Annotated in this window: 19 protein-coding genes; 8 read left to right on the top strand and 11 right to left on the bottom strand. The window is 66.7% G+C overall.

All coding sequences use genetic code 11. The annotated features are described in order from the left end of the window. Positions 1 to 68 precede the first annotated feature (68 nt). The gene (locus CDA09_RS15885) at positions 69 to 2,678 is read left to right on the top strand and encodes a bifunctional aconitate hydratase 2/2-methylisocitrate dehydratase (RefSeq protein ID WP_121429542.1); all 2,610 of its coding nucleotides are present in this window, start codon (positions 69 to 71) and stop codon (positions 2,676 to 2,678) included. 63 nt (positions 2,679 to 2,741) lie between these two features. Here the strand turns inward: CDA09_RS15885 and CDA09_RS15880 are convergent, their stop codons facing one another. Then, positions 2,742 to 3,455, bottom strand: coding sequence for a DUF72 domain-containing protein (locus CDA09_RS15880; RefSeq protein ID WP_121429541.1), 714 nt, complete (start codon positions 3,453 to 3,455; stop codon positions 2,742 to 2,744). A 25-nt stretch (positions 3,456 to 3,480) separates the two neighbouring features. On the opposite strand from CDA09_RS15880, the gene ligD reads away from it, so the two are divergent. Genes ligD through CDA09_RS15865 form a run of 3 tightly spaced genes read left to right on the top strand, consistent with a single transcriptional unit; the run spans position 3,481 to position 8,042 of the window. Then, positions 3,481 to 6,267 carry a non-homologous end-joining DNA ligase gene (gene ligD / locus CDA09_RS15875; RefSeq protein ID WP_121429540.1) on the top strand — a complete coding sequence of 929 codons (2,787 nt, stop codon included), beginning with the start codon at positions 3,481 to 3,483 and terminating at the stop codon, positions 6,265 to 6,267. Positions 6,268 to 6,290: 23 nt separating this feature from the next. Then, positions 6,291 to 7,181, top strand: coding sequence for a non-homologous end joining protein Ku (gene ku / locus CDA09_RS15870; protein WP_121429539.1), 891 nt, complete (start codon positions 6,291 to 6,293; stop codon positions 7,179 to 7,181). 12 nt (positions 7,182 to 7,193) lie between these two features. Then, positions 7,194 to 8,042, top strand: coding sequence for a tetratricopeptide repeat protein (locus CDA09_RS15865; RefSeq protein ID WP_121429538.1), 849 nt, complete (start codon positions 7,194 to 7,196; stop codon positions 8,040 to 8,042). A gap of 20 nt (positions 8,043 to 8,062) precedes the next feature. Here CDA09_RS15865 and CDA09_RS15860 read toward each other — a convergent pair whose 3' ends face one another. The 7 genes from CDA09_RS15860 to CDA09_RS15830 all read right to left on the bottom strand — a co-directional run bounded on the left by CDA09_RS15860 (position 8,063) and on the right by CDA09_RS15830 (position 14,561). After that, positions 8,063 to 8,845, bottom strand: a complete 783-nt coding sequence (locus CDA09_RS15860) for a phosphodiesterase (RefSeq protein WP_121429537.1) — start codon at positions 8,843 to 8,845, stop codon at positions 8,063 to 8,065. A 76-nt stretch (positions 8,846 to 8,921) separates the two neighbouring features. Further along, the gene (locus CDA09_RS15855; RefSeq protein WP_121429536.1) at positions 8,922 to 9,491 is read right to left on the bottom strand and encodes a C40 family peptidase; all 570 of its coding nucleotides are present in this window, start codon (positions 9,489 to 9,491) and stop codon (positions 8,922 to 8,924) included. Next, positions 9,488 to 10,132 carry a 3'-5' exonuclease gene (locus CDA09_RS15850; RefSeq protein ID WP_121429535.1) on the bottom strand — a complete coding sequence of 215 codons (645 nt, stop codon included), beginning with the start codon at positions 10,130 to 10,132 and terminating at the stop codon, positions 9,488 to 9,490. The genes CDA09_RS15855 and CDA09_RS15850 overlap by 4 nt, the downstream gene beginning before the upstream one ends. Next, positions 10,129 to 12,027 carry a DUF294 nucleotidyltransferase-like domain-containing protein gene (locus CDA09_RS15845; protein WP_121429534.1) on the bottom strand — a complete coding sequence of 633 codons (1,899 nt, stop codon included), beginning with the start codon at positions 12,025 to 12,027 and terminating at the stop codon, positions 10,129 to 10,131. Before CDA09_RS15845 ends, CDA09_RS15850 begins: the two co-directional genes overlap by 4 nt. A 136-nt stretch (positions 12,028 to 12,163) precedes the next feature. Next, positions 12,164 to 13,570 (bottom strand): PhoH family protein, encoded by a 1,407-nt coding sequence (locus CDA09_RS15840; RefSeq protein ID WP_121429533.1) that lies wholly within the window; start codon positions 13,568 to 13,570, stop codon positions 12,164 to 12,166. A gap of 36 nt (positions 13,571 to 13,606) precedes the next feature. Beyond that, positions 13,607 to 14,071, bottom strand: a complete 465-nt coding sequence (locus CDA09_RS15835; RefSeq protein ID WP_121429532.1) for a peroxiredoxin — start codon at positions 14,069 to 14,071, stop codon at positions 13,607 to 13,609. A gap of 112 nt (positions 14,072 to 14,183) precedes the next feature. Then, complete coding sequence (locus CDA09_RS15830; protein WP_121429531.1) at positions 14,184 to 14,561, bottom strand: Mth938-like domain-containing protein; 378 nt, start codon at positions 14,559 to 14,561, stop codon at positions 14,184 to 14,186. A gap of 165 nt (positions 14,562 to 14,726) precedes the next feature. Here CDA09_RS15830 and CDA09_RS15825 point away from each other — a divergent pair, with 165 nt between their 5' ends. The 3 genes from CDA09_RS15825 to thrC all read left to right on the top strand — a co-directional run bounded on the left by CDA09_RS15825 (position 14,727) and on the right by thrC (position 18,952). Then, positions 14,727 to 16,025, top strand: a complete 1,299-nt coding sequence (locus CDA09_RS15825) for a pyridoxal phosphate-dependent aminotransferase (protein WP_121429530.1) — start codon at positions 14,727 to 14,729, stop codon at positions 16,023 to 16,025. A 44-nt stretch (positions 16,026 to 16,069) separates the two neighbouring features. Further along, positions 16,070 to 17,380 carry a homoserine dehydrogenase gene (locus tag CDA09_RS15820; protein ID WP_121429529.1) on the top strand — a complete coding sequence of 437 codons (1,311 nt, stop codon included), beginning with the start codon at positions 16,070 to 16,072 and terminating at the stop codon, positions 17,378 to 17,380. Positions 17,381 to 17,506: 126 nt separating this feature from the next. Further along, entirely contained in the window at positions 17,507 to 18,952 is a 1,446-nt protein-coding gene (gene thrC / locus CDA09_RS15815) for a threonine synthase (RefSeq protein ID WP_121429528.1), read from the top strand. Positions 18,953 to 19,004: 52 nt separating this feature from the next. On the opposite strand, the gene nadC is transcribed toward thrC, so the two are convergent. Continuing rightward, the gene (gene nadC / locus CDA09_RS15810) at positions 19,005 to 19,853 is read right to left on the bottom strand and encodes a carboxylating nicotinate-nucleotide diphosphorylase (protein WP_121429527.1); all 849 of its coding nucleotides are present in this window, start codon (positions 19,851 to 19,853) and stop codon (positions 19,005 to 19,007) included. A gap of 101 nt (positions 19,854 to 19,954) precedes the next feature. Here nadC and CDA09_RS15805 point away from each other — a divergent pair, with 101 nt between their 5' ends. Beyond that, positions 19,955 to 20,851: a DMT family transporter gene (locus CDA09_RS15805; RefSeq protein ID WP_121429526.1), complete on the top strand. Its 897-nt coding sequence runs from the start codon at positions 19,955 to 19,957 to the stop codon at positions 20,849 to 20,851. Positions 20,852 to 20,876: 25 nt separating this feature from the next. Here CDA09_RS15805 and CDA09_RS15800 read toward each other — a convergent pair whose 3' ends face one another. Both CDA09_RS15800 and CDA09_RS15795 read right to left on the bottom strand, forming a co-directional pair. Then, positions 20,877 to 22,124, bottom strand: coding sequence for an HD-GYP domain-containing protein (locus CDA09_RS15800; protein ID WP_121429525.1), 1,248 nt, complete (start codon positions 22,122 to 22,124; stop codon positions 20,877 to 20,879). A gap of 108 nt (positions 22,125 to 22,232) precedes the next feature. Beyond that, positions 22,233 to 23,738: an NAD(P)H-hydrate dehydratase gene (locus CDA09_RS15795; RefSeq protein ID WP_121429524.1), complete on the bottom strand. Its 1,506-nt coding sequence runs from the start codon at positions 23,736 to 23,738 to the stop codon at positions 22,233 to 22,235. Between the last annotated feature and the right edge of the window lie 42 nt (positions 23,739 to 23,780).

Here is a 23,780-nt window from a genome sequence, read left to right as displayed (position 1 = left end):
CTCGCGGCGTCGATCGGGTCCCCATCCCCGACGCCCTGCCAACGTCACGAATAAGGAAGGAATTCGCCGTGCTTGAAGCCTACCGTGCCCACGCCGCCGAGCGCGCCGCCCTCGGCATCCCGGCCCTGCCGCTGTCGAAGCAGCAGACCCAGGATCTGGTTGCCCTGCTGAAGAACCCGCCGAAGGGCGAGGAAGCCGCTCTCGTCGAACTGATCACCTACCGCGTGCCGGCCGGTGTGGACGATGCCGCCAAGGTCAAGGCCGAGTTTCTCGCCAAGGTCGCCAAGGGTGAAGAAGCCTGTGCGCTGATTTCGCGCGCCAAGGCCACCGAGCTCCTCGGCACGATGCTGGGCGGCTACAACGTCAAGCCGCTGATCGACCTGCTGGCCGACGCCGAAGTGGGCGCCGTCGCCGCCGAAGGTCTGAAGAAGACGCTGCTGGTGTTCGACTACTTCCACGACGTCGCCGAGCTCGCGAAGGGCGCGAGCGGGACAGCTGCGGCCAACGCCAAGGCCGTGATGCAGAGCTGGGCCGACGCCGAGTGGTTCACCTCGCGTCCGGAAGTGCCGGCCTCGCAGAAGCTCACCGTGTTCAAGGTCACCGGCGAAACCAACACCGACGACCTGTCGCCTGCGCCGGACGCCTGGTCGCGCCCCGACATCCCGCTGCATGCGCTGGCGATGCTGAAGAACCCGCGTCCGGGCATCGAAGCCGACAAGGCTGGCGAGCGTGGCCCGATCAAGCAGCTCGAAGCGCTGGCCAAGAAGGGCAACCTGATCGCCTACGTCGGTGACGTGGTCGGTACCGGTTCGTCGCGCAAGTCCGCGACCAACTCGGTGCTGTGGTTCACCGGCGAAGACATCCCCTTCGTTCCGAATAAGCGCTTCGGCGGCGTGTGCATCGGCTCCAAGATCGCCCCGATCTTCTTCAACACGATGGAAGACGCGGGCGCGCTGCCGATCGAGATCGACGCCGGCCAGATGGACATGGGCGACGAGATCGAGCTGAAGATCGACCAGACCACCGGCAAGGTCACCGCCACCAAGAACGGCGCGACGATCGCCGAGTCGCAGCTGAAGACACTGGTCATCCTCGACGAAGTGCGCGCCGGCGGCCGCATCCCGCTGATCATCGGTCGCGGCCTGACCACCAAGGCGCGTGAAGCGCTGGGCCTGCCGGTGTCGACGCTCTTCCGTCTGCCGCAGCAGCCGAACGATCCGGGCAAGGGCTACTCGCTCGCGCAGAAGATGGTCGGCCGCGCCTGCGGCCTGCCGGAAGGCAAGGGCATCCTGCCGGGCACCTACTGCGAACCGAAGATGACCACCGTCGGCTCGCAGGACACCACCGGCCCGATGACGCGCGACGAGCTGAAGGACCTTGCCTGCCTCGGCTTCTCCGCCGACATGGTGATGCAGTCCTTCTGCCACACCGCCGCCTACCCGAAGCTGGTCGACGTGCGCATGCACCGCGAACTGCCGTCGTTCATCTCGACCCGCGGCGGCGTGGCGCTGCGTCCGGGCGACGGCGTGATCCACTCGTGGCTGAACCGCCTGCTGCTGCCCGATACGGTCGGCACCGGCGGCGACTCGCACACTCGTTTCCCGATCGGCATTTCGTTCCCGGCCGGCTCCGGCCTCGTGGCCTTCGCTGCTGCGACCGGCGTGATGCCGCTCGATATGCCCGAATCGGTGCTGGTGCGCTTCAAGGGCAAGCTGCAGAACGGCGTCACGCTGCGTGACCTGGTCAACGCGATCCCCTACTACGCGATCAAGCAGGGCCTGCTGACCGTCGAGAAGAAGGGCAAGAAGAACGTCTTCTCCGGCCGCATTCTCGAGATCGAAGGTCTGCCGGATCTGAAGGTCGAGCAAGCGTTCGAGCTGTCCGACGCCGCCGCCGAGCGTTCCGCTGCCGCCTGCGCGATCCAGCTGAACAAGGAACCGATCATCGAGTACATGCGTTCGAACATCACGCTGATGAAGTGGATGATCGCGAACGGCTACTCGGATGCCCGCACGCTGGGCCGCCGCATCAAGGCGATGGAAGCCTGGATCGCCAAGCCCGAGCTGCTGAAGGCCGACGCCGACGCCCAGTACGCCGCCGTGATCGAGATCGATCTCGCGGACGTCAAGGAGCCGATCGTCGCCTGCCCGAACGACCCGGACGACGTGAAGCTGCTGTCGGAAGTCGCCGGCGACAAGATCGACGAAGTCTTCATTGGCTCGTGCATGACCAACATCGGCCACTTCCGCGCGGCCGGCAAGGTGCTCGACGGCAAGTCGGACATCCCGACCCGCCTGTGGATCGCCCCGCCGACCAAGATGGACGCGATGATCCTGAACGAGGAAGGCTACTACTCGGTGCTCGGCAAGTCCGGCGCCCGCATGGAAATGCCGGGCTGCTCGCTGTGCATGGGCAACCAGGCGCAGATCCGCAAGGGCTCGACCGCCATGTCGACCTCGACGCGCAACTTCCCGAACCGCCTCGGCATCGACACGCGCGTGTATCTCGGCTCGGCGGAGCTCGCCGCCGTGTGCGCGCTGATGGGCAAGATCCCGAGCGTCGGCGAGTACATGGAGCAGGTCGCTGCGGTCAATGCCAAGGCCGCGGACGTCTATCGCTACATGAACTTCGACCAGATCGCGGAGTTCAGCGACGTTGCGGCAACCGTGACGGTTTAAGTCTCCAGCAGCCGTTAGCACCTCGAAGGCCCGCACCATTGCCGTGGTGCGGGCTTTCTTTGCTTACGGCGTTCCACCCGCTTCCCGCCACAGTTCTTCCAGCCGCCGGGCGAAGCGCGTGCCGAGCGCCTCGTCTTCGTGCATGAAGTAGACGTAGGCGCGTTCGAGCGGCTGCGCGGCGATGCGTTCGACCCAGGTGCGCAGGTCGGCGTCGTCGTAGTGGGTGCGCCGCAGGCGGATGTAGGCGGACTCGGTCGTGGAGACGAAAGGCGTTTCGCCTTCGTCGGTGTCGGTGACGCAATACATCGCCCCGCGTGAGCGCAGGGCTTCGTAGACTTCGCCGTCCTGCCAGGAGGCGTGGCGAAACTCGAAGGCATAGCGTTTGTCCGACGGCAATACCGCCAGGAAATCGTGCAGCCGATGAAGATCCTTTCCGAGAAACGGCGGCAGCTGGAACAGGAGCACGCCGAGCTTGTCCCCGAGCGTGGCGGCGCGGCGCACGAATTCGGCCACGCTCGCCTCGGATCCGTGCAGGCGCTCCTCGTGCGTGATGCGGCGCGGCGCCTTGAGCGTGAAGGCGAACCCGGGCGGCACTTCTTCCGCCCAGTGCGCCAGCATCGATTCGGCCGGCATGCGGTAGAAGGTGTTGTTGATTTCCACCGTCGTGAAGCGCTCGGCGTAGTAGTGCAGCATCGCGTTCGCGGGGAGCTTCTCCGGGTAGAAGGCGCCGAGCCACTCCTTGTACGAAAAGCCGCTCGTTCCGGTCGACAGTCGCATCGCATCCGCTCCCAGGACTTGTGCCATGCCGCGCGGGCATGAGGCGGTTCCGCCCGCGCGGCGGGCAAAGGGACAACCTGCGGCCGACCCGCCTGGCGAACTCGGCGAATACGCCGCCAAGCGGACTTTCGCTGCCACGCCGGAGCCGGCGCCGGCGGTGCCGCAGGCAGGCGGAGGGCCGTTGCTCTTCGTGATCCAGCAGCACTCGGCGCGGCGGCTGCATTTCGACTTCCGGCTCGAATGTGATGGAGTGCTGAAATCCTGGGCAGTTCCCAAGGGGCCGTCCCTCGATCCCGCGGAGAAGCGGCTTGCGGTCCAGACCGAGGATCATCCCTATGACTACGCCTCGTTCGAAGGCGTCATCCCGCCCGGGCAGTACGGTGCCGGGGAAGTGATCGTGTGGGACTGCGGCGTTTATTCACCCGACGAGGATCAGGCGTATTCGTTCGACGATCGGGACGAAGCGCAGCGGCGGGTCCGCGAAGGGCTCGCGCAGGGCAAGCTGAGCTTCTTGCTGCGCGGAGAGAAGGTGAAGGGCTCCTTCGCCCTCGTCCGCACGTCGGAGCCGCGCAACTGGCTGCTGATCAAGCACAAGGACCGCTTTGCGGGGCCGGCCGATCCCGGCGCGAGGAACCGCTCGGTACTCAGCGGATTGATGGTCGAGGAGCTCAAGGTCCTGCCGGTGCGCCGCATTCCGGTGGCGACGCTGGTGCCTGGCGGCAGGCCCGAGGCGATGCCCGCGACGCTCTCGCCCATGCTCGCCGAGACCGGCGAGGCGCCCTTTGCTGATGCCGACTGGCTGTGGGAACCGAAGCTCGACGGTTATCGCGTGCTGGCCTTCGTCTCCGGGGAGAGGGCGAAAATACGGGTGAAGCTGCTTTCGCGCCGGGGCCTCGACCTGACCGCCACCTTCCCGCGGCTCGCTGCGGAACTGTGCGGCCAGGGGGCGGACATGATCCTGGATGGAGAGATCGTGGCCTTCGATGCGGCCGGCCGGCCGTCGTTCAATGCGCTGCAGAATCGCTTCCAGCTGAAAACCGAACGCGACATCGCCACCGCCGACCGCAGCACGCCGGTGGTGTTCTGCTGCTTCGACCTGCTGCACTTCGCGGGCGTCGACCTGCGCGGAGCGCCGTATCGCGACCGCCGCCGCTACCTCGCCCAATGCCTGCTGCCTTCGCCCCTGCTGCAGCTCGTCCATGTCGCGGAGGACGGGGAGGCGCTGCATGGAGCGGCGCTCGCCAGCGGCTTCGAGGGGGTGGTCGGCAAGCGCAAGGACAGCCGCTACGAGGCCGGCCGGCGCTCGGCATCGTGGCTCAAGATCAAAGCCGCGCAGAGCGCGGAGTTCGTGGTCGGCGGCTACACGCGCGGCAAGGGATCGCGGGCACCCCTGGGCGCGCTGCTGATCGGGTACCGGGATGGGGGCGTGCTGCGGTACGCCTCGCATGTCGGATCCGGCTTCGACGCCGCGACGCTGGCGCAGGTCAGGGCGCGACTGGAGGGCTTGCGAACGGACGCCTGCCCGTTCGCGGAGCCGCCGGAGCTGAACGGCCCGACGACGTGGGTCGTGCCGGAGATGGTGGTCGAAGTGCAGTTCCAGGCGTGGACCGAGGACGGTAGCCTGCGCGCGCCGGTTTTTCTGCGTGTGCGCGACGACATCGACCCCCGGACGGTGCGGCGTTCCGGGCACAGGCCGCAGGTGCCGCACGCAGCGGGAGCGCCGGGCGCGGAGGGGGGAAGCGGCGAGATCGACGAGATCCTGCGGCAACTGGAGAACGGCAAGGCGGCCTTTCCGCTCGCGGTCGGGCCGCACCGGATCCGGCTGACGCATCTCGATCGCGTCTACTGGCCGGCGGATCCGGCACTCAGGCAACCGGCGCTGACCAAGCGCGACCTGCTGCGCTATTTCGCACAGGTTTCGCCCTTCCTCCTGCCGCACCTCGCGGACCGTCCGCTGACGCTGATCCGCATGCCCGACGGCATCGGCGGGCAGCGATTCTTCCAGAAGCACTGGGAGCAGGAGCGGCCGGGGTTCGTGGACACCCTCACGGTGTTTTCCGAGCACAAGGACGAGAGCCATGAGGCGCTCGTGTGCAACAACCTGGCGACGCTGCTGTGGCTTGCGCAGTCGGGCACGATCGAGCTCCACGTCTGGCATTCGCGGGCACGCGCCGGGGCGGATGCGGCGGTGCAGGGGACCGACTACGCCGGATCGCTCGCCTCCCTGGAGGCCTCGGTGCTCAACTTTCCCGACTACGTGGTGTTCGACCTCGACCCCTACATCTATTCCGGCCACGAGGCGCCGGGGGCAGAGCCGGAGCTCAACACGGCCGCCTTCGAGAAGGGCAAGGAGGTCGCCTTCTGGCTGCACGAACTGCTGCAGGGCATGGCGCTCGACGCGATCGTCAAGACCTCGGGCAAGACCGGGCTGCATGTCTTCGTGCCGATCCGGCGCACGATCGATTTCGATGCCGCGCGCAAGGTGTGCGAACTCGTCGGGCGGCACCTGCTGCGCCAGCATCCGCGGGACATCACGATGGAGTGGAGCGTGCGCGCGCGGACCGGCAAGATCTTCCTTGACTACAATATGAACGTCCGCGGCAAGACCCTGAACGTCGCCTATTCGCCCCGCGGGGTGCCCGGCGCGCCGGTGTCGATGCCGCTCACCTGGGACGAGCTGGCCGGCGCGCACCCGCTCGACTTCAGGATCACCAACGTCGCGCAGCGCCTGGCGCAATCGGGTGATCACTGGCACGACGCCCTGGAGCGCAAGCAGAGTCTGGAAAAGGCCGTGTCGGGCGCCAGATCATGACTCCCTGACCCCCGGAGGCAAGCATGGCGGCACGATCGATTGCATCGCTCACGGTCTCGTTCGGACTGGTGGCCATCCCGGTAAAACTCTATACCGCCACCGAAGCGAGCCGGACCGTCTCCTTCAACCTGCTGCACAAGGGCTGCGGCTCGCGGCTCAAGCAGCAGTACGTGTGCCTGAAGGACGAGGTGGTGGTGGCGCGCGACGACATGGTCAAGGGTTACGAATTCGCCAAGGACCAGTTTGTGACCTTCAGCGCCGACGAGCTGAAGGCGCTCGAGGAGGCAGGCTCGCACAGCGCCGAGATCACCGAGTTCGTGCCCATCGAAACCGTCGATCCGGTGTATTTCGACAAGGCCTATTACCTCGCCCCGGACAAGGGTGGCGCCAAGCCCTATGCGCTGCTCGCCCGCGCGCTGCGGGCAGCGGGGCGCTGCGCGCTCGGCCGCTGGGCGGCGCACGGCAAGCAGCATGTCGTGATGATCCGCCCGGTCGAGGTGGGGGAAATGAGCGGGCTCGTCATGCAGCAGCTGCTCTACGGCACGGACGTGCGCTCGATCAGGGACCTCGACATTCCGCAGACCGAGGTCAAGGATGCCGAGCTCCAGTTGGCGCAGCTCCTCATCGATCAGCAGGCCGTGGACCGTTTCGATCCTGCCGCCTACACCGACGCGGTGCGCGCGCGCATCGAGGCGGCGGTGCAGAAGAAGGTCGAGGGCCAGGAGATCACGCTGACCGAGGAGGGCCAAGCCGGCGGCCAAGTGATCGACCTCATGGAAGCCCTGCGCGCAAGCCTGGAGAAGAAGACGCCGGCGCCGGAGTCGTCCGCCCAGCCGCAGGCCGAGACGCGCAAGCCGCCCCGGCGGGCGAAGCCTGCCGCCGAGCAGGCGGTACGCAAGACGGCCAGAAAATAGCGAGGTTTCCCGATGCACCGCTACGGCGTGCGCGAGGTCGAGAAACTCCTGCGCCTGGGGCGCAGCACGATCCGTGCATTGATCGGGGCCGGCTTCGTCTCGCCGGAGCGCGGCCCGCGCAACGCCTGGCGGTTCTCGTTCCAGGATCTGGTCGTGCTGCGCACCGCGCAGGCGCTCGCCGCGGCGCAGGTCCCGCCCCGGCGCATCGTGCGATCCATGAAGGCGCTGCGCAGCCGCCTTCCCGAGGAGATGCCCCTCTCGGGGCTGTCCGTGCGCGTGGTGGCCGACCGCGTCGTGGTCAGGGAGGGCAGCAGCCACTGGCAGGCCGAGTCGGGCCAGTATCTGCTCGCGTTCGAAGGCGATCCTGCCGACGGCTCCCTGAGCGTGATCGAGCACAAGCCGGCTGCAAGCCAGGCCGGGAGCGCAGCCACCCACGCACCGGCGCACGCCGCGCACTGGTTCGAGCAGGCGCTTGCGCTGGAGCGCGACGAACCCGAGTCCGCGCGGCGGGCGTACGAGCGGGCGATCGCCGAGGCGCCGAACCTGCTCGATGCCCGCATCAATCTGGGATCCTTGCTGCACGAGGCCGGGCGCCTGACGGAGGCCGAACGCGTCTACCACGATGCGATCGCGGCCTGCGGAGCCGATCCGACGCTGATGTACAACCTCGGCGTCCTGCTCGACGACATGGACCGCAAGCACGAGGCGATGGACGCCTACCAGGCGGCCCTGCGCGGCGATCCGGGTCTCGCCGATTGCCACTACAACCTGGCGTTGTTGTGCGAGCAGTTCAGGCAGCCGCGGGAAGCCATCCGCCACATGGCGCAGTATCGCCGGCTGGTGGAGGCGAAGCCGGAATAGGCCGTGCCGGCGAAGGCGATTCAGTCGTAGCGATGCGCCGTGCTCTCGTCGACGGGCAGCACGTGCGTGACCAACTCGCCAGCGTGCCAGCGATGCAGCAGGAAGGCGGGCGGTTCGCGGCACCAGGCCAGCGTATCGGGCGCGCCCGACAGGTCGCAGACGATCTGGTGGGCGACCGAAGGGGCGGTGACGCACGGTCGTCCCGCGAAGCTCGCGAAGATCGGGCGATGCACGTGGCCGCAGGCGAGGGCGCGCACTTCGGCGTGGCGGCGCAGCCAGTTGGCGAGGCGTGCGGAACCTCGGCAGGCGATGGTGTCGAGCCCGGCGATCCCCGTCGCGAACGGGGGGTGATGCAGGAACAGCAGGCAGTCGCGGTCGGGATCGCACGCCCGGTCGAGCCAAGCGAGCTGTTCGTCGGCGACCTCGCCGCCTTCCTCGCCGGGGAGGGTGGTGTCGAGGAACAGCAGGGTCAGTTCGCCGAGCATCCGTCGCGCGCAGCACAAGTCGTCGTTCGTGAATCCCTGATCGGGAAAGGCGTTCCTGAGCTGCGAACGGTCGTCGTGATTGCCGGCCATGAGCTGCCACGGCACCGGCAAGGGCGCAAGCAGTTCGCGGACCCGTGCGTATTCCCGCGCGGTGCCTTCATTCACGAGGTCGCCGGAGACGACGACCACATCCGGCACCGGGTACAGCCGGGCAACGCGCCGGACGGCCGCGGCGAACAGGGCGCCGGTGTCGATCTTGTCGTAGAGCAGGGTGCCGGGTGCGACGACGTGAGGGTCGGACAACTGGGCAATCAGCATTGCAGGAATCTCGTCAGGCTCGATAGAAGCCTAGACGAAAACCCGGTCCGTCGCAGCGCCTCGCCGGCGTCGCCTGTCAGTTGGCCTGCGGCAGGCCGGCGTCCGGCACCATGCGGCGCGCGCCGTTGAAGCGCTTCGCCCAGTAGCTCTGGCTCATCTCGTCGATGCGCACTTCTCCGCCGCTCGCCGGGGCGTGCAGGAAGCGGCCTTCGCCGAGGTAAATGCCCACATGCGAGAAGGCATGGCGCATTGTTTTGAAAAACACCAGGTCGCCGGGCTTGAGATCCTGCATGCCGACTTTGTCGCCGACGCGGGCCATGTCGCGTGCGGCGCGCGGCAGGTTGAGGCCGAGCGCGTTGCGGAAGACGTTCTGGACCAGGCCGCTGCAATCGAGCCCGGTTTCGGGCGAGTTGCCGCCGAAGCGGTAGCGGATGCCGATGTACTCCATCCCCTGGTTGATGAGATCCTGTGCCGCCGTACCGTAACGGCCGAAGGACGACGTCGTCGCGGCCGGCGGGTCGGCCGGAGCGGGCGTGTCGTCGGCGCCCGCAGGTGGCGCGATCAGCAGGGTGGTCGTGGCGAGCAGGGCGACGAAGCGGGTTGTCAGGCAGCGGCGGAAGTTGCTTGCGGGGGAAATTCGATTCATCCGTGACGCCTCAATTGCCGGCGGCTGTGTTCCAGTTCCGCCAACGTGCGTGGAGTGTTGTGGCCGAGCGCGCGGGCGCGTGCCTGCGCGGCGAGCATCAGTTGCGCGATCGCCCAGGCATCCCCCAGCGCGTGGTGGCGCTGGAAGGTCTCGATGCCGAAGGCCTTCATCCAGTCGGCCAGACGCGCCGGCCGGTCGATGTGTTCGTCGTAGAGGGCCGGCAGGAGCCAGTGCAGGTCGAGCCAGGTCCAGTCCGGCGTGATGCCGAGATGCTCGTCGAGCGCACGTTCGAGCAGGCTGCGGTTGAACGACGCGTTGAACACCACGACCGGGCCCTTGCCCGCGAAGGCGAGGAGGCTCGTCAGTACCGCCGCGGCATCCGGTTCCACGGCGGCATGAAAGCTGTCGTGCGGGGACAGTTGTTCGCGGTCGACGGCGATCGCCGCGACTGCGAGCAGGCGATCCTTGTCGAGATCGAGCCCGGTGGCCTCGGTGTTGATGACCACGTAGCGCGTCTCGAAGTGGGCGGTGCCCAGATCCGGCGCCGGCAGCGCTTCCCACTTCGCGAGGGCATCGCGCAGCGCGACGTCGAGCGTGGCCGTGTCTGCGCTGTTGCCGAGGAGCCGGGTGAGCCAATTCATAGCTGGTAGTCGAGCTTGAGCCGCAACTGCAGCTTCCTGGCCTGGCGGAACGCTTCCTTCAGGATGCGCCGGTCGAGTTCGTTCAGCGTGTCGGGATTGACGCGGTTGTCGCCCGGCGCGTCGTGTTCGGTGTCGAGATGCTGGGAACGCAGGCGCAGCAACTGGATGAAGTGGAAGCCGTCGATCAGCGCGGCGATTTCCTCGGACGGAATGCCCATCTTGTTGCCCGCTTGGCGCAGCCGCTGCACGGTGCTGCTCGACACGACCGCGGTGCGCAGGGCGAGAATGCGCGCGACGTCGACGAACAGGCGGGCGCCGGATTTCTTCAGGTCGATCGTGCCGTCGTCATCGACGACGAAATCGCGGATGCGTCCCAGCGGCGGCGCGGCCTGCAGCGCATTCGACGCCATCATGCGCAGGAAGTTGGCGTTGGCCTTCGCCGTGCGGTTCAGCCACGCGCGCAGCTGGTCGCCCAGGCGCTCGTTGCCGCACAGCACGCGATAGTCGAAGAAGATCGTTGCATTGAGCAGGGCTTGCGGGTCCGGTTCGCGAATCCAGTCGCCGAAGCGCCCCTTCCATTCGTCGAGCGTGAGGCAGAGCTCGGGGTTGCTCGCCATGATGTTGCCCTTGCACAGCGGGAATCCGCAGGCGGCGAGGTTCTCGTTCACTTCCTTCGCCGAGGCGAGCAGGCGGTTCTTCAGCTCGACCGGGTCCGCCCCTTCGGGGCATGCGTAGATGATTCCGTTGTCCTGGTCGGACGAGAGCGTCTGCTCGTGGCGCCCTTCCGAGCCGAAGGCGAGCCACGCATAGTCGACGCCGTACAGGTCATGCCGCGCACGCGCGAGATCGATGATGCGGCAGGTGAGGGCGTCGTTGAGCGCGGAGATGAACTGGGTCAGCTGTTCCGCGCCGATGCCCTGGGCGATCAGGTTGAGCGCCAGCTGGCGGATGTCGCGGCTGGCGCGCTGCAGCGCTTCCAGGTCGTCGGCGCCTTCGATGCTGGAACGGATCTGTCGCAGGCCGATGCGCTGCAGCGTGAACAGATCGCGCTCGGACACCACGCCTTTCAGACGACCCTCCGAGTTGACCACCAGCAGATGGCGCACGCCGTGCGTCGCCATCTCGAGGGCCGCGTCGTAGGCCGAAGCCGAGGCCGACATGACGTGCGGCGTGCGCGTCATCACGTCGCCGATCGGGCGCTGCAGATCGATGCCCGGCAGCACGACGCGCGGGAGCAGATCGCTCTGGGTCAGGATGCCGAGCGGCTTCTGTTCGCTGTCCGTGACCACCATGCAGCCAATACGCATCTCGGACATCTTTTCCAGCGCGGCGCGGAGCGAGCTGTCCGGCGTGACGAAGATCGGCGCCTTCTTCACGAGCTGGCCGAGCGGCGTCGTCATCGTCTGCTGCTCCGCCGCGCGCTGCGCAAAGGTGCTCTGCAGCTGCTGTCGCGACTGGTTGAGCAGGCTCGCGATGTACTGGGTGCAGAAGACGTGGAAGACCGGGCTCATCTGCATGAGCTTGAGGAAATCGTCCGCGGGCAGCTGGAACACGAAGCTGTCTTCGACCGCCGCGTAGGCGTTGGTCGAGGGGCGCTGGGCCGAGATCGCGCCGATCGGGAAGCATTCGCCCGGACCCAGCGTCATCGCGGCGTAGTCGGTGACACTCGCGGGGCCGACCTGGCGGGCCTGCACCTTGCCGCGCTGCACGATGTGGAAGTGCGTCGGCTGCCCCATCTCGGGGGTCAGGATCTCGCTGCCGCGGGCGTGAAACGCCAGCACCGCACGCTCGCTCAGGAATCCGAGCGCCTCCGGCTCCATCCGGTTGAACGGCGAGAAGCGCTTGAGGAAGTCCGAACTGGCTCCGACCAGCATCTCGGAGGCGGTAGCAGGCATGGCAACTTTCGCAGGCAAAAAACCCGCGCATTATAGGATGCAACCCGGCCGGCCGGGATGATCCAGGGCAAATTCCCGTGTCTTTCCCGGGGTATTTGGGCGGTATTGCCGGGGCAGCCCTGCCGCCCCGGCGCGGTCAGAGCACGTCGGCCGCGTGGTCGGCGAGACGCGAGCGCTCGCCGCGCTGCAGCGTGATGTGGCCGGAATGCGGCCAATCCTTGAAGCGGTCGACCACGAAGGTCAGGCCGGAGCTGCCCTCGGTGAGGTAAGGGGTGTCGATCTGCGCGATGTTGCCGAGGCACACGACCTTGGTGCCCGGCCCCGCGCGCGTGATCAGGGTCTTCATCTGCTTCGGCGTGAGGTTCTGCGCCTCGTCGATGATCAGGAACTTGTTGATGAAGGTGCGCCCGCGCATGAAGTTCAGGCTCTTGATCTTGATGCGCGAGCGGATCAGGTCGCGCGTCGCCGCGCGGCCCCAATCGCCGCCCTCGCCGGTCGTGCCGTTGAGGACGTCGAGGTTGTCCTCCAGCGCCCCCATCCACGGCGCCATCTTCTCTTCCTCGGTGCCCGGCAGGAAGCCGATGTCCTCGCCGACCGGCACGGTCACGCGGGTCATGATGATCTCGGAATAGCGCTTGGCTTCCAGCACCTGGGTCAGTGCCGCCGCGAGCGTGAGCAGCGTCTTGCCGGTGCCGGCCTGGCCGAGCAGCGTGACGAAGTCGATCTCGGGATTCATCAGCAGGTTGAGCGCGAAGTTCTGCTCGCGATTGCGCGCCGTGATGCCCCACACGTTGTTCTTGTTGTGGGCGTAGTCGATCAGCGTCTCGATCAGCACGCTGCGTCCGCTTCGCTCCTTGACCCACGCCTGCAGCGGCGATTCGCCATCCTGGAAGACAAATTCATTGACCAGCAGGCCGGTCGAGAGCGGACCATTGATGCGGTAGTAGGTGTGCCCTTCCTCTTTCCACGACTCCATGCCCTTGCCGTGGGTGTCCCAGAAGTCCGGCGGCAGCTCGCGCCAGCCCGTGTAGAGGAGATCGGTGTCCTCCAGTACCTTGTCGTTGAAGTAGTCCTGCGCCTCCAGGCCCAGCGCGCGGGCCTTGATGCGCATGTTGATGTCCTTGGAGACGAGGATCACCGGCCGCTTGGGGAAGCGCTCGACCAGATGCATCACCACCGCAAGGATCTGGTTGTCGCCCTTGGCAGTCGGCAGCGCCGGGGGCAGGGCGAGGTTGATCGCCTCGGTCTGCAGGAACAGCTTGCCGGTCGCCAGTTCGTGCGAGGGGGCCTTGAGATCGATGCCGTCGGCGATGTCAGCGGGGCAGGAGCTGACGATCTCGTCCATCGTGCGGCTCGCCTGGCGCGCGTTGCGGGCGACTTCGGACATGCCCTTCTTGTTGTTGTCCAGTTCCTCCAGCGTCATGATCGGCACGAACACGTCGTGCTCCTCGAAGCGGAACAGGCTGGTGGGGTCGTGCATCAGCACGTTGGTGTCGAGGACGAAGAGCTTGGTGTCCCGGCTGCGGGGCGCGCGTTTGGTCATGGAGTGGTTGATGCTCGGGCGTCGGGTTGAACGGGGTTACAGGGTCTTCACGAAATCCAGCACTTCCTGCGCATGGCCGGCCACCTTCACGCCGCGCCATTCGCGACGGACGACACCTTCGGCATCGATGACGAAAGTGCTGCGTTCGATGCCGCGTACCTGTTTCCCATACATGTTTTTCATCTTGATGACGCCGAAGGCATTGCATGCCGCCTCGTCGGCGTCGGAGATCAGCTCGAAGGGCAGGCCGAGCTTGGCCTTGAAGTTCTCGTGCGACTTCAGGCTATCGCGCGAAATGCCATAGATGTCGCATCCGGCGGCGCGGAACGCCGCGTGGTGATCGCGGAAGTCCGAGGTTTCGTTGGTGCAACCCGGCGTGTTGTCCTTCGGGTAGAAATACAGCACCACCTTGCGGCCTTTCTGCGCCGCGAGGGTGACGCTGTCGCCGCCCGTCGCGGGAAGGGTCAGGTCGGGCATGGACGGGATGCTTGCCGTGCTCATCGGGCTCTCCGGTGTGAGTTGTCGCACTCAGCGTAGCGGAGGAGCCGGCCGGAAGACAACGTCTGCATGCGCGTGAGGGTGTGGCGGGCGCGCATCCGCCCGCACACTGGCGTCAGGCCGCGTCGAAGAGCAAGGCCGCGACGACCGAGCGGCCCTCGGCGGCGAGGATGTTGTAGGTGCGGCAGGCGGCAGGCAAGTCCATGATTTCATAGCCGATACGCGCTTCGATCAGCGGGCGCAGGATCGCCGGTGCCGGAAAGCGCAGGCGGCTGCCGGTGCCGATCAGCACGACTTCGGGCTTCATCTCGCACACCGGGGCGAAATCGTCCGCACTCAGGTTCGCGAAGCCGCCGGGGGCCCAGCCTCCCACGATACGGTCGACCGCGACCAGCACGTTGCCGTCGTGGCGTTCCTTGTTGATCATCAGGTGGTCGGTACCGTAGCCGGTCACGACGTTGAGGTTGGGATTCTGTTCGAGATTCAGCTTCATCGGGTTCGCTCGGTCGGCAAAATTGCCGGGGGATACAGGCTTGGATAAGATACATTCTTTTGGTTTTCCGGCCCACCCGGCAGTTCCCCGCGGTGTTGCCGGCGATCCTGCGGCGCGCCCGAAGCCGGGTGCGGAGTGAACATGCGAAAGAAAGGACGGAGTGCGATGAGCGTCGAGCCGAAACTGCGGGTTGCTGTCCCGCCCGAACAAACGAAGGGGCAGCCCGAAGCCCCGAGGCTCCCGCAGGTTCACAAATCTGCCAAGCTCGCCAACGTCTGCTACGACATCCGTGGCCCCGTCCTCACCCGTGCCAAGCAGATGGAAGACGAAGGGCACAAGATCATCAAGCTGAACATCGGCAACCTCGCCGCGTTCGGCTTCGACGCCCCCGAAGAGATCCAGATGGACATGATCCGCAACCTGCCGAACTCGGCGGGCTATTCGGATTCCAAAGGCATCTTCGCGGCGCGCAAGGCGGTGATGCACTACACCCAGCAGAAGCACATCAAGGGTGTGACGATCGAGGACATCTACATCGGCAACGGCGTGTCCGAGCTGATCGTGATGGCGATGAACGCGCTGCTCAACGCCGGCGACGAGGTGCTGGTGCCGGCCCCGGACTACCCGCTGTGGACGGCGGCCGTGAGCCTGTCGGGCGGCCGTCCGGTGCATTACCTGTGCGACGAGGCGAGCGGCTGGCTGCCGGACCTCGCGGACATGCGTGCGCGCATCACGCCGAACACCCGCGCCATCGTCGTCATCAATCCGAACAATCCGACCGGAGCGGTCTACCCCGACGAGGTCCTGAAAGGCATCATCGATCTCGCCCGCGAATTCGGCCTGATCCTGTACGCGGACGAGGTGTACGACAAGGTGCTCTACGACGGCGTGACGCACACGTCGATGGCTTCGCTGTCGGAGGACGTGCTGACGATCATCTTCAACGGCCTGTCGAAGAACTACCGCTCCTGCGGTTATCGCGCCGGCTGGATGGTCGTGTGCGGCGACAAGCGGCATGCGCAGGACTACATTGAAGGGCTCAACATGCTCGCCTCGATGCGCCTGTGCGCGAACGTGCCGGGGCAGTATGCGATCCAGACTGCGCTGGGCGGCTACCAGAGCATCGACGATCTCGTCTCCGAGGGCGGGCGCATGCGCCGGCAGCGCGACCTTGCCTATGAACTGATCACGGCGATTCCGGGCGTGAGCTGCGTGAAACCGCAGGCGACGCTGTACATGTTCCCGAGGCTCGATCCCGGGATGTATCCCATCGAGGATGATCAGGCCTTCATCGCCGAACTCCTCGAGCAGGAGCGCGTGTTGCTGGTGCAGGGCACGGGCTTCAACTGGCCGCGCCCCGACCATTTCCGCCTCGTGTTCCTGCCGCACGAGGGCGATCTGCGCGACGCCATCGGCCGTCTCGCCCGCTTCCTTGAAGGCTACCGGAAGCGTTACGGCACCTGAAGCAACTTGTTTTACCATCTGAAGACGAAACTCAACGAGTTCTTATGAAAGCGATCAATGTTGGCCTGCTGGGCATCGGTACCGTCGGTGGCGGTACCTTCACCGTTCTGAAACGCAACGAGGAGGAAATTACCCGTCGCGCCGGTCGCCCGATCCGCATTACCGCAGTGGCCGACAAGAACCTGGAACTCGCGCGCAAGGTCGCCGGCAACGGCCCGCGCCTGACCGACGACGCCTTTTCCGTCGTCACCGACCCCGAGATCGATATCGTCGTCGAACTGATCGGCGGCTACGGCGTCGCCAAGGAGCTGGTCCTCAAGGCCATCGAGAACGGCAAGCATGTCGTGACCGCCAACAAGGCGCTGCTTGCCGTGCATGGCAACGAGATCTTCGCCGCCGCGCAGAAAAAGGGCGTCATGGTCGCGTTCGAGGCGGCCGTCGCCGGCGGCATCCCCATCATCAAGGCGCTGCGCGAAGGTCTCTCCGCCAACCGCATCCAGTGGCTCGCCGGCATCATCAACGGCACGACCAACTTCATCCTGTCCGAGATGCGCGACAAGGGCCTGCCGTTCGCCGACGTGCTCAAGGAAGCGCAGGCGCTCGGCTATGCCGAAGCGGATCCGACCTTCGACATCGAAGGTGTCGATGCCGCGCACAAGGCGACGATCATGAGCGCGATCGCCTTCGGGGTGCCGATGCAGTTCGAGGCCGCCCACATCGAGGGGATCACCGCGCTCGACAGCGTCGACATCGCCTACGCCGAACAGCTCGGCTACCGCATCAAGCTGATGGGCATCTCGCGCATGCGCCCGGAGGGCATCGAGCTGCGCGTGCATCCGACGCTGATCCCCGCCAAGCGCCTGATCGCGAACGTCGAAGGGGCGATGAACGCGGTCGTCGTTTATGGCGACGCGGTCGGTGCGACGCTCTACTACGGCAAGGGCGCCGGTGCTGAACCGACCGCCAGCGCCGTGATCGCGGATCTCGTCGACGTGACCCGCCTGCACACCGCCGACCCCGAGCACCGCGTGCCGCACCTCGCGTTCCAGCCCGACCAGGTGCACGACCTGAAGGTGCTGCCGATCGACGAAGTGATCACGTCCTACTACCTGCGCATGCGCGTCGAGGACAAACCGGGCGTGCTTGCGGACATCACCCGCATCCTCGCCGACAGCGGCATCTCGATCGAGGCGATGATCCAGAAGGAGGCTCCCGAAGGCACCTCCCAGACCGACATCATCATGTTGACTCATGAAACGGTCGAGAAGAACGCCAACGCCGCGATCGCGAAGATCGAGGCGCTGCCGGTCGTGCAGGGCAGGCTCACCCGCCTGCGCATGGAAAGCCTGCAGTAATTCTCCTCCACGGCCGGCGCGCTATCCGAGTGCGCCGGCGCGACGGCAGGCACGGCCGGGTGCGGAGCGCTCTGCATCGCCGTGCCTGCCGTCCATGAACGAACACGAAAATTTGAGGATTTGCCCGTGAAGTACCTGTCCACCCGCGGCCACGCCGCCCGTCCCGAGTTCTGCGACATCCTGCTGGGCGGCCTCGCTCCCGATGGTGGCCTGTACCTGCCGGAGACCTATCCGCAGGTCACGTGCGCCGAGCTCGACGCCTGGCGCGGCCTGTCCTACGCGGAGCTCGCCTTCGCGATCCTGTCGAAGTTCATCACCGACATCCCCGCGGCCGACCTCAAGGCGATCTGCGACAAGACCTATACCGCCGACGTCTATCGCTTTGCCCGTTCCGGCGACAACGCAGCCGACATCACTCCCGTGCATTGGCTCGAACCGGGCCGCTTCGGCCTGCTCGAACTGTCGAACGGCCCGACGCTGGCGTTCAAGGACATGGCGATGCAGCTGCTCGGCAACCTGTTCGAGTACGTCCTCGACAAGCGCGGCGAGACGATCAACATCCTCGGCGCGACGTCGGGCGACACCGGTTCGGCGGCGGAATACGCGATGCGCGGCAAGCACGGCGTGACCGTGTTCATGCTGTCGCCGCACGGCAAGATGAGCGCGTTCCAGCGCGCGCAGATGTATTCGCTGCAGGACGAGAACATCTACAACATCGCGGTCACGGGGATGTTCGACGATGCGCAGGACATCGTGAAGGCGGTGTCGAACGACGCGGCGTTCAAGGCCAAGTACAAGATCGGTGCGGTCAACTCGATCAACTGGGCGCGTGTCGCGGCCCAGATCGTGTATTACTTCAAGGGCTATTTCGCCGCGACGAAATCGAACGACGAGCAGATCGCGTTCTGCGTGCCGTCGGGCAACTTCGGCAACATATGCGCCGGCCACATCGCACGCCAGATGGGCCTGCCGGTCGCTCGCCTGATCCTCGCGACCAACGAGAACGACGTTCTCGACGAGTTCTTCCACACCGGCGTGTATCGCCCGCGCAACGCAGCGGAAACGCATGTCACGTCGAGCCCGTCGATGGACATCTCGAAGGCGTCGAACTTCGAGCGCTTCGTCTTCGATCTCGTCGGCCGCGACCCGCAACGTGTGGCGGAACTGTGGAAGTCGGTCGATGCCGGCGGGGCGTTCGACCTTTCCGCGACCTCCGAATTCGCCCACCTCACGAACTTTGCGTTCGTGTCGGGGCGCAGCACGCACGAGGACCGCCTGTCGACGATCCGGCAGGTGTTCGAGACCTACGGCACGATGGTCGATACGCACACGGCCGATGGCGTCAAGGTCGCGTGGGATTGCGCCGACTCCGTGCCAGCCGGCGTGCCGCTGCTGGTGCTCGAAACCGCGTTGCCGGTGAAGTTCGCCGAGACCCTCCGCACGGCGCTGGGGCGCGAGCCCGAGCGTCCCGCGGAACTCGAGGGCATCGAGTCGCTGCCGCAGAGGGTCGAGGTGATGGCGCCCGACGTGGACGCGATCAAGCGTTTCATGGTCGAGCACCTCGGCGCCTAGGTGCCAACAGAAGGCGCGGGCATCGGGCCGGACGGCCGGTGCCCGCGTCGGCTTACTCCTCGATGTGACGCAGCGACAGGTCGAGCGCGCGCACGTCCTTGGTCAGGCTGCCGATCGAGATGCGGTTGACCCCCGTTTCGGCAATCGCCCGCACCTTTTCCAGGCTCACGCCGCCCGAGGCTTCGAGCTCCGCGCGGCCCGCGGTAATACGTACTGCCTCGCGCATCGTCGCGAGGTCCATGTTGTCGAGCAGGATCATCTTCGCCCCGGCCGCGAGCGCGTCCTCGAGCTGCGCGATCGTCTCGACCTCGATCTCAATGAACACGTTGGACGGCGCGATCTTCTTCGCCTGTTCCAGCACGCGCGCGACGCTGCCCGCGGCGATGATATGGTTCTCCTTGATGAGGATGCCGTCGTAGAGGCCGACGCGATGATTGGTGCCGCCACCCACCGCAACGGCGTATTTCTGCGCGAGGCGAAGGCCGGGCAGGGTCTTGCGGGTGTCGACGATCCTGGCGCCGGTCCCCGCAACGGCGTCGACAAAGCGGCGGGTGACGGTGGCGGTGCCGGAGAGCAGTTGCAGGAAGTTCAGCGCCGTGCGCTCGGCGGTGAGCAGCACCCGCGCATTCGCAACGACGTCGCACAGCGCCTGACCCGCCTCGACGCGATCGCCGTCGGCGACATGCCAGATGATCGTGGCGGCGGGGCTGAGTGTGGCAAAGGCCGCGTCGAACCAGGCCGTGCCGCAGACGATTGCATCCTCGCGCGTGATCACCCGTCCGCGGGCGTCGGTTTCGGCGGCGATGAGGCGTGCGGTCAGGTCGCCGGTGCCGACGTCCTCGGCGAGCGATGCGGCGACGTTGCGCTGGATCTCGATGCGCAGTTGTTGAGACAGATTCATGGCTTGCCTGGATCGGTATGATGAGGCAGGAATTCTAGCGGTTCCGCCGTGTGCCGGGGCAATCCGGCCTCCACCGCGGGCCATCGTTTTCGGGAGCGGAAGTGCGGCCACGTGACGTATCGGAATTGGTGATCCTCGCCGCCCTGTGGGGCGGTTCATTTCTGTTCATGCGCGTCGCCGCACCGCAGTTCGGGCCGGCGGCGCTGATCGAGCTCCGGGTCGGCCTGGCCGCCTTGCTGCTGCTGCCAGTGCTCGCATGGCGCGGCAATCTCGCTCCGCTGTGGCGCAAGGCCGGGCCGCTGCTTGTCGTCGGCGTGACGAACTCCGCCTTGCCCTTCGTGCTGTACGCGTGGGCCGCACTGTCGGTCACGGCCGGATTCGCATCTGTTCTCAACGCCACCTCGCCGCTCTTCGCGGCACTGGTCGCACGGGTCTGGCTCAAGGATCGCCTCTCGGCGGCTGCGACGGCCGGCCTGTTGCTCGGCCTGCTGGGCGTCGTGATTCTCGTGTGGGGCAAGGCGTCGTTCCGCGCCGGCGGTTCGGGTTGGGCAGTGGCGGCGTGCCTCGCCGCAACGCTGAACTACGGCGTCGCGGCGAATTTCACCAAGCGCTTCCTGTCCGGCGTCGATCCGATGGCGATCGCCACGGGTAGCCAGTTCTATGCCGCCCTCGTGCTCGCGCCTTTCGCGGTGTGGCTGTGGCCCGAGGCAATGCCCGGACGCGAGGCGTGGACGTCGGTGCTCCTGCTCGCGTTCGCCTGCACCGGTGTCGCCTACGTGATGTACTTCCGCCTGATCGCGCACGTCGGGCCGGCGCGTGCGATCGCGGTCACTTTCCTCATTCCGGTGTTCGGCATGTTGTGGGGCGCGATCCTGCTCGACGAAGTCGTCACGATCAACATGCTTGCCGGTTGCGGTGTGATCCTCGCGGGAACGGGGCTCGCGACCGGCGTGATTCGGGCGCCCCGCAGGCTCGCAGTCCTTCAGGGCCGGGGCTGATCGCCGGCCAGGCGAAACGCACCGATCAGTTCTTGCTGCCTTCGACGTAGTAGTCGAGCCGGCCGCGCGGCGCCAGGTATTCCACGGTTTCGACCGAAAGGGTGGCGGGGCTCAGGGCCGACTCGACCTTCAGGTCGGCGTCGCGCAGATCGAGGAGCAGGGCTTCCGCGCGCGGGATGTCCGGATCGTGCAGCATCACGAGCGGATGCAGGAGGTCCGCGGGATTGGTCTCCACGACCATCCCGACGCTGCCGTTGGACAGCGAGACGAAAGTGCCGGGCGGATAGACGCCGAGCGTCCTGATGAACAACTGCACGAGCTGCCCGTCGTAATGCGCGCTTTCGGCGCGGAACATCTGGCGCAGCGCTTCGGCCGGCGCCTTCGCGTCGCGCAGGTCGAAGGGATTGCACAGGTTGTCGTAGCGGTTCGCGATGGCCGCAATGCGGGCGAGCCGGGGGATCTTCTCGCCAGCCAGGCGGTTGGGGAAACCACTGCCGTCGAAGAGTTCGTGATGGCACGCGATGATGTTGCGCACCGCCACGGGAAGCTCCTTCATGCCGCTGATGGCCTTGATGCCGTAGCCGACGTGGGCGCGGTAGAACTCTTCCTCGGGGCTGCTGCGCCTGGTGTTGCGCAGGATGCGAGGCGGGATTTCCTGTTTTCCGATGTCGTGGAGCAGGGCACCCAGGCCGAGGAACCGCATTTCCTCTTCGGACAGCCGCAGCGTCTTGCCCAGCATCAGCGACAAGGCCATCACGTTCAGTGCATGAAACGCGAGGCCGCCTTCGCGGCTCTTCTGGCTCACCAGATGGATCACCATGCTGTCGGTGCCGAGCAGGTTCTCCACCAGCGTCCCGACCAGCGCCTTGGCCTGTCGCTGTGCGTCCTGCGGGCGGCCGAGGAGCGAACGGAAAATGTCGCCCGCAGCGATTGCCTGCTGCTCGAACAGCCGTTCACGCCGTGCCAGTCCTTCGCGCTGCTCGCGCACCCTTGCGATGCGCACGCGTTTCTCGTCCTGCATCCCCGCAAGCGCCGCGCTGCTGAAATCCTGCTCGGCGACGGGGCTGTTGGCCGTGCGCTCGGGAAGCGGTTCGGCCGTGCTGCGCGCGGGGTCCCACTCGACGACCGTGATGCCCATTTCGCGCAGCGCCTGAATCTGCTTCTCGCTCGAGAGGCAGAAGCGATTGAGCAAAAAAGGGTGTCCCATCCAGCCGAGGGATGACAGGGATATGAAAACCCCGGGTCTGAGGCGGTCGACGCGGATCTGCGGCATTGGTCGATTATGAAGTTGGACCTGGCGATTCTGTTGGCGTCAGGATTCTCGCATGAACGAGGTTGGCGGTTTCAGTCGGTCGCGGCTGAGTGCCGGGGTGTTCCCGCCCTAACTCCCCCTGATCGCCTGCAGGGTCCATCCGTTGAATATGCCCCGTGAAGCGTCCGCAACTTCGCTGGCGGTCAGTCCCACCGGGCCGATGCCCTCGCGTGCCAGCCGGTCGGCCGCGGCGCCGTGCAGGTGCACCGCCGCGATGAGGCCCGATTCGGCCGGCCAGCCCTGCGCAACCAGGCTGGCGATCAGTCCGGTCAGCACGTCGCCCATGCCGGCACTGGCCATGCCCGGGTGTCCCGTGCTGTTGATCAGCCAGCGGCCATCCGGTGTCGCGATCACGCTGCCACTGCCCTTGAGTACCACCAGCGCGTTGAAGGTGCGCGCGAGTTCGAGGGCACTCGCGACGCGATCGCTCTGCACGGTGGCCGTGTCGGATCGCAGCAGCCGTCCGGCTTCGCCGGGGTGGGGGGTCAGCATCGTCGGGGCCTCGCGTGTGGCGACGAGGGACCTGAGATGATCGGATGCCGCGACGATGTTCAACGCGTCGGCGTCGAGGACGATCGGGCGGGGGCGCCGGATCGCCCGTTCCAGGAGCGCCGCGGCGACGTCGCCATGACCCAGCCCGGGCCCAACGGCCAGCACGGTTGCGTACTCGATCACGTCGTCCGGTCGTTGCAGCATCAGTTCCGGCTGCGTGAAGTCGACCGCCGGCGCCGCCTCGTCGACGAGACCCGTGAGCACGCGCCCGCAACCGAGCTTCAGCGCTGCCCGGCCGGCCAGCAAGGCGGCGCCGGTCATCCCGCGCGCCCCGCCGATGATGCCGACGTCGCCATAGCATCCCTTGTGGGTGTTCTGCAGGCGCTGCCTGAGGAAGGGCTTGATGATTCCCGGCTGGATCTGCAAGCCCCTGGGCGGAAGGTAGTCAGGCGGGTCGATGTCCAGGCGGTGGACATTGACGACCCCGGCGATGTCCGGGCCGTCATGCGTGAGAAGTCCGGGCTTGAGCGCGAGAAAGGTCAGCGTGGTCGTCGCATGGAATACCGTGCCCAGCACCCGCCCGGTGTCGGCGTCGAGTCCGCTCGGGATGTCGATGGCGAGCCGCGGCGCGTGCTGCGCGTTGAGCGCCTCGATCCATTTCGCGTGCCGTCCGGTCACGGGGCTGCGCAGCCCGATGCCGAACAGCGCGTCGACGACCAGCGCCCAGCCGTTTGCCGGGGCGGCCGGGAAATCCGATACGGTTTCGCCGCCGGCCGCCCGCCACGCCGCGAATGCGGCCGAGGCCTCGCGCGGCAGCTTCGCCGGGTCGTCGGCGAACGCAACGGTCACGTTGCGGCCGGCCTGCAGCAGGCGGCGCGCCATCACGAAGCCGTCGCCGCCATTGTTCCCGGGGCCGCACGCAATCAGCACATGGCCTGCCCGGTCCTGGGTCAGGCGCACGGCTTCCTCGGCAGCGACCCGTCCGGCGCGTTCCATCAGGCTCGGCCGCGCATCCGGCGCGACCAAGGCCTCGATCGCACGAATGCCGTCGACCGGATAAATCGGCTTGGGCGGCAGAAACATGGGGCCTCCGGCGGGGACTGGAAAGCCCTGATTCTACGCGTT

It is taken from the genome of Azoarcus sp. DN11 (assembly GCF_003628555.1).
In the GTDB taxonomy this organism is placed as follows: domain Bacteria; phylum Pseudomonadota; class Gammaproteobacteria; order Burkholderiales; family Rhodocyclaceae; genus Aromatoleum.
This window is presented reverse-complemented; position numbering and strand designations above follow the sequence as displayed.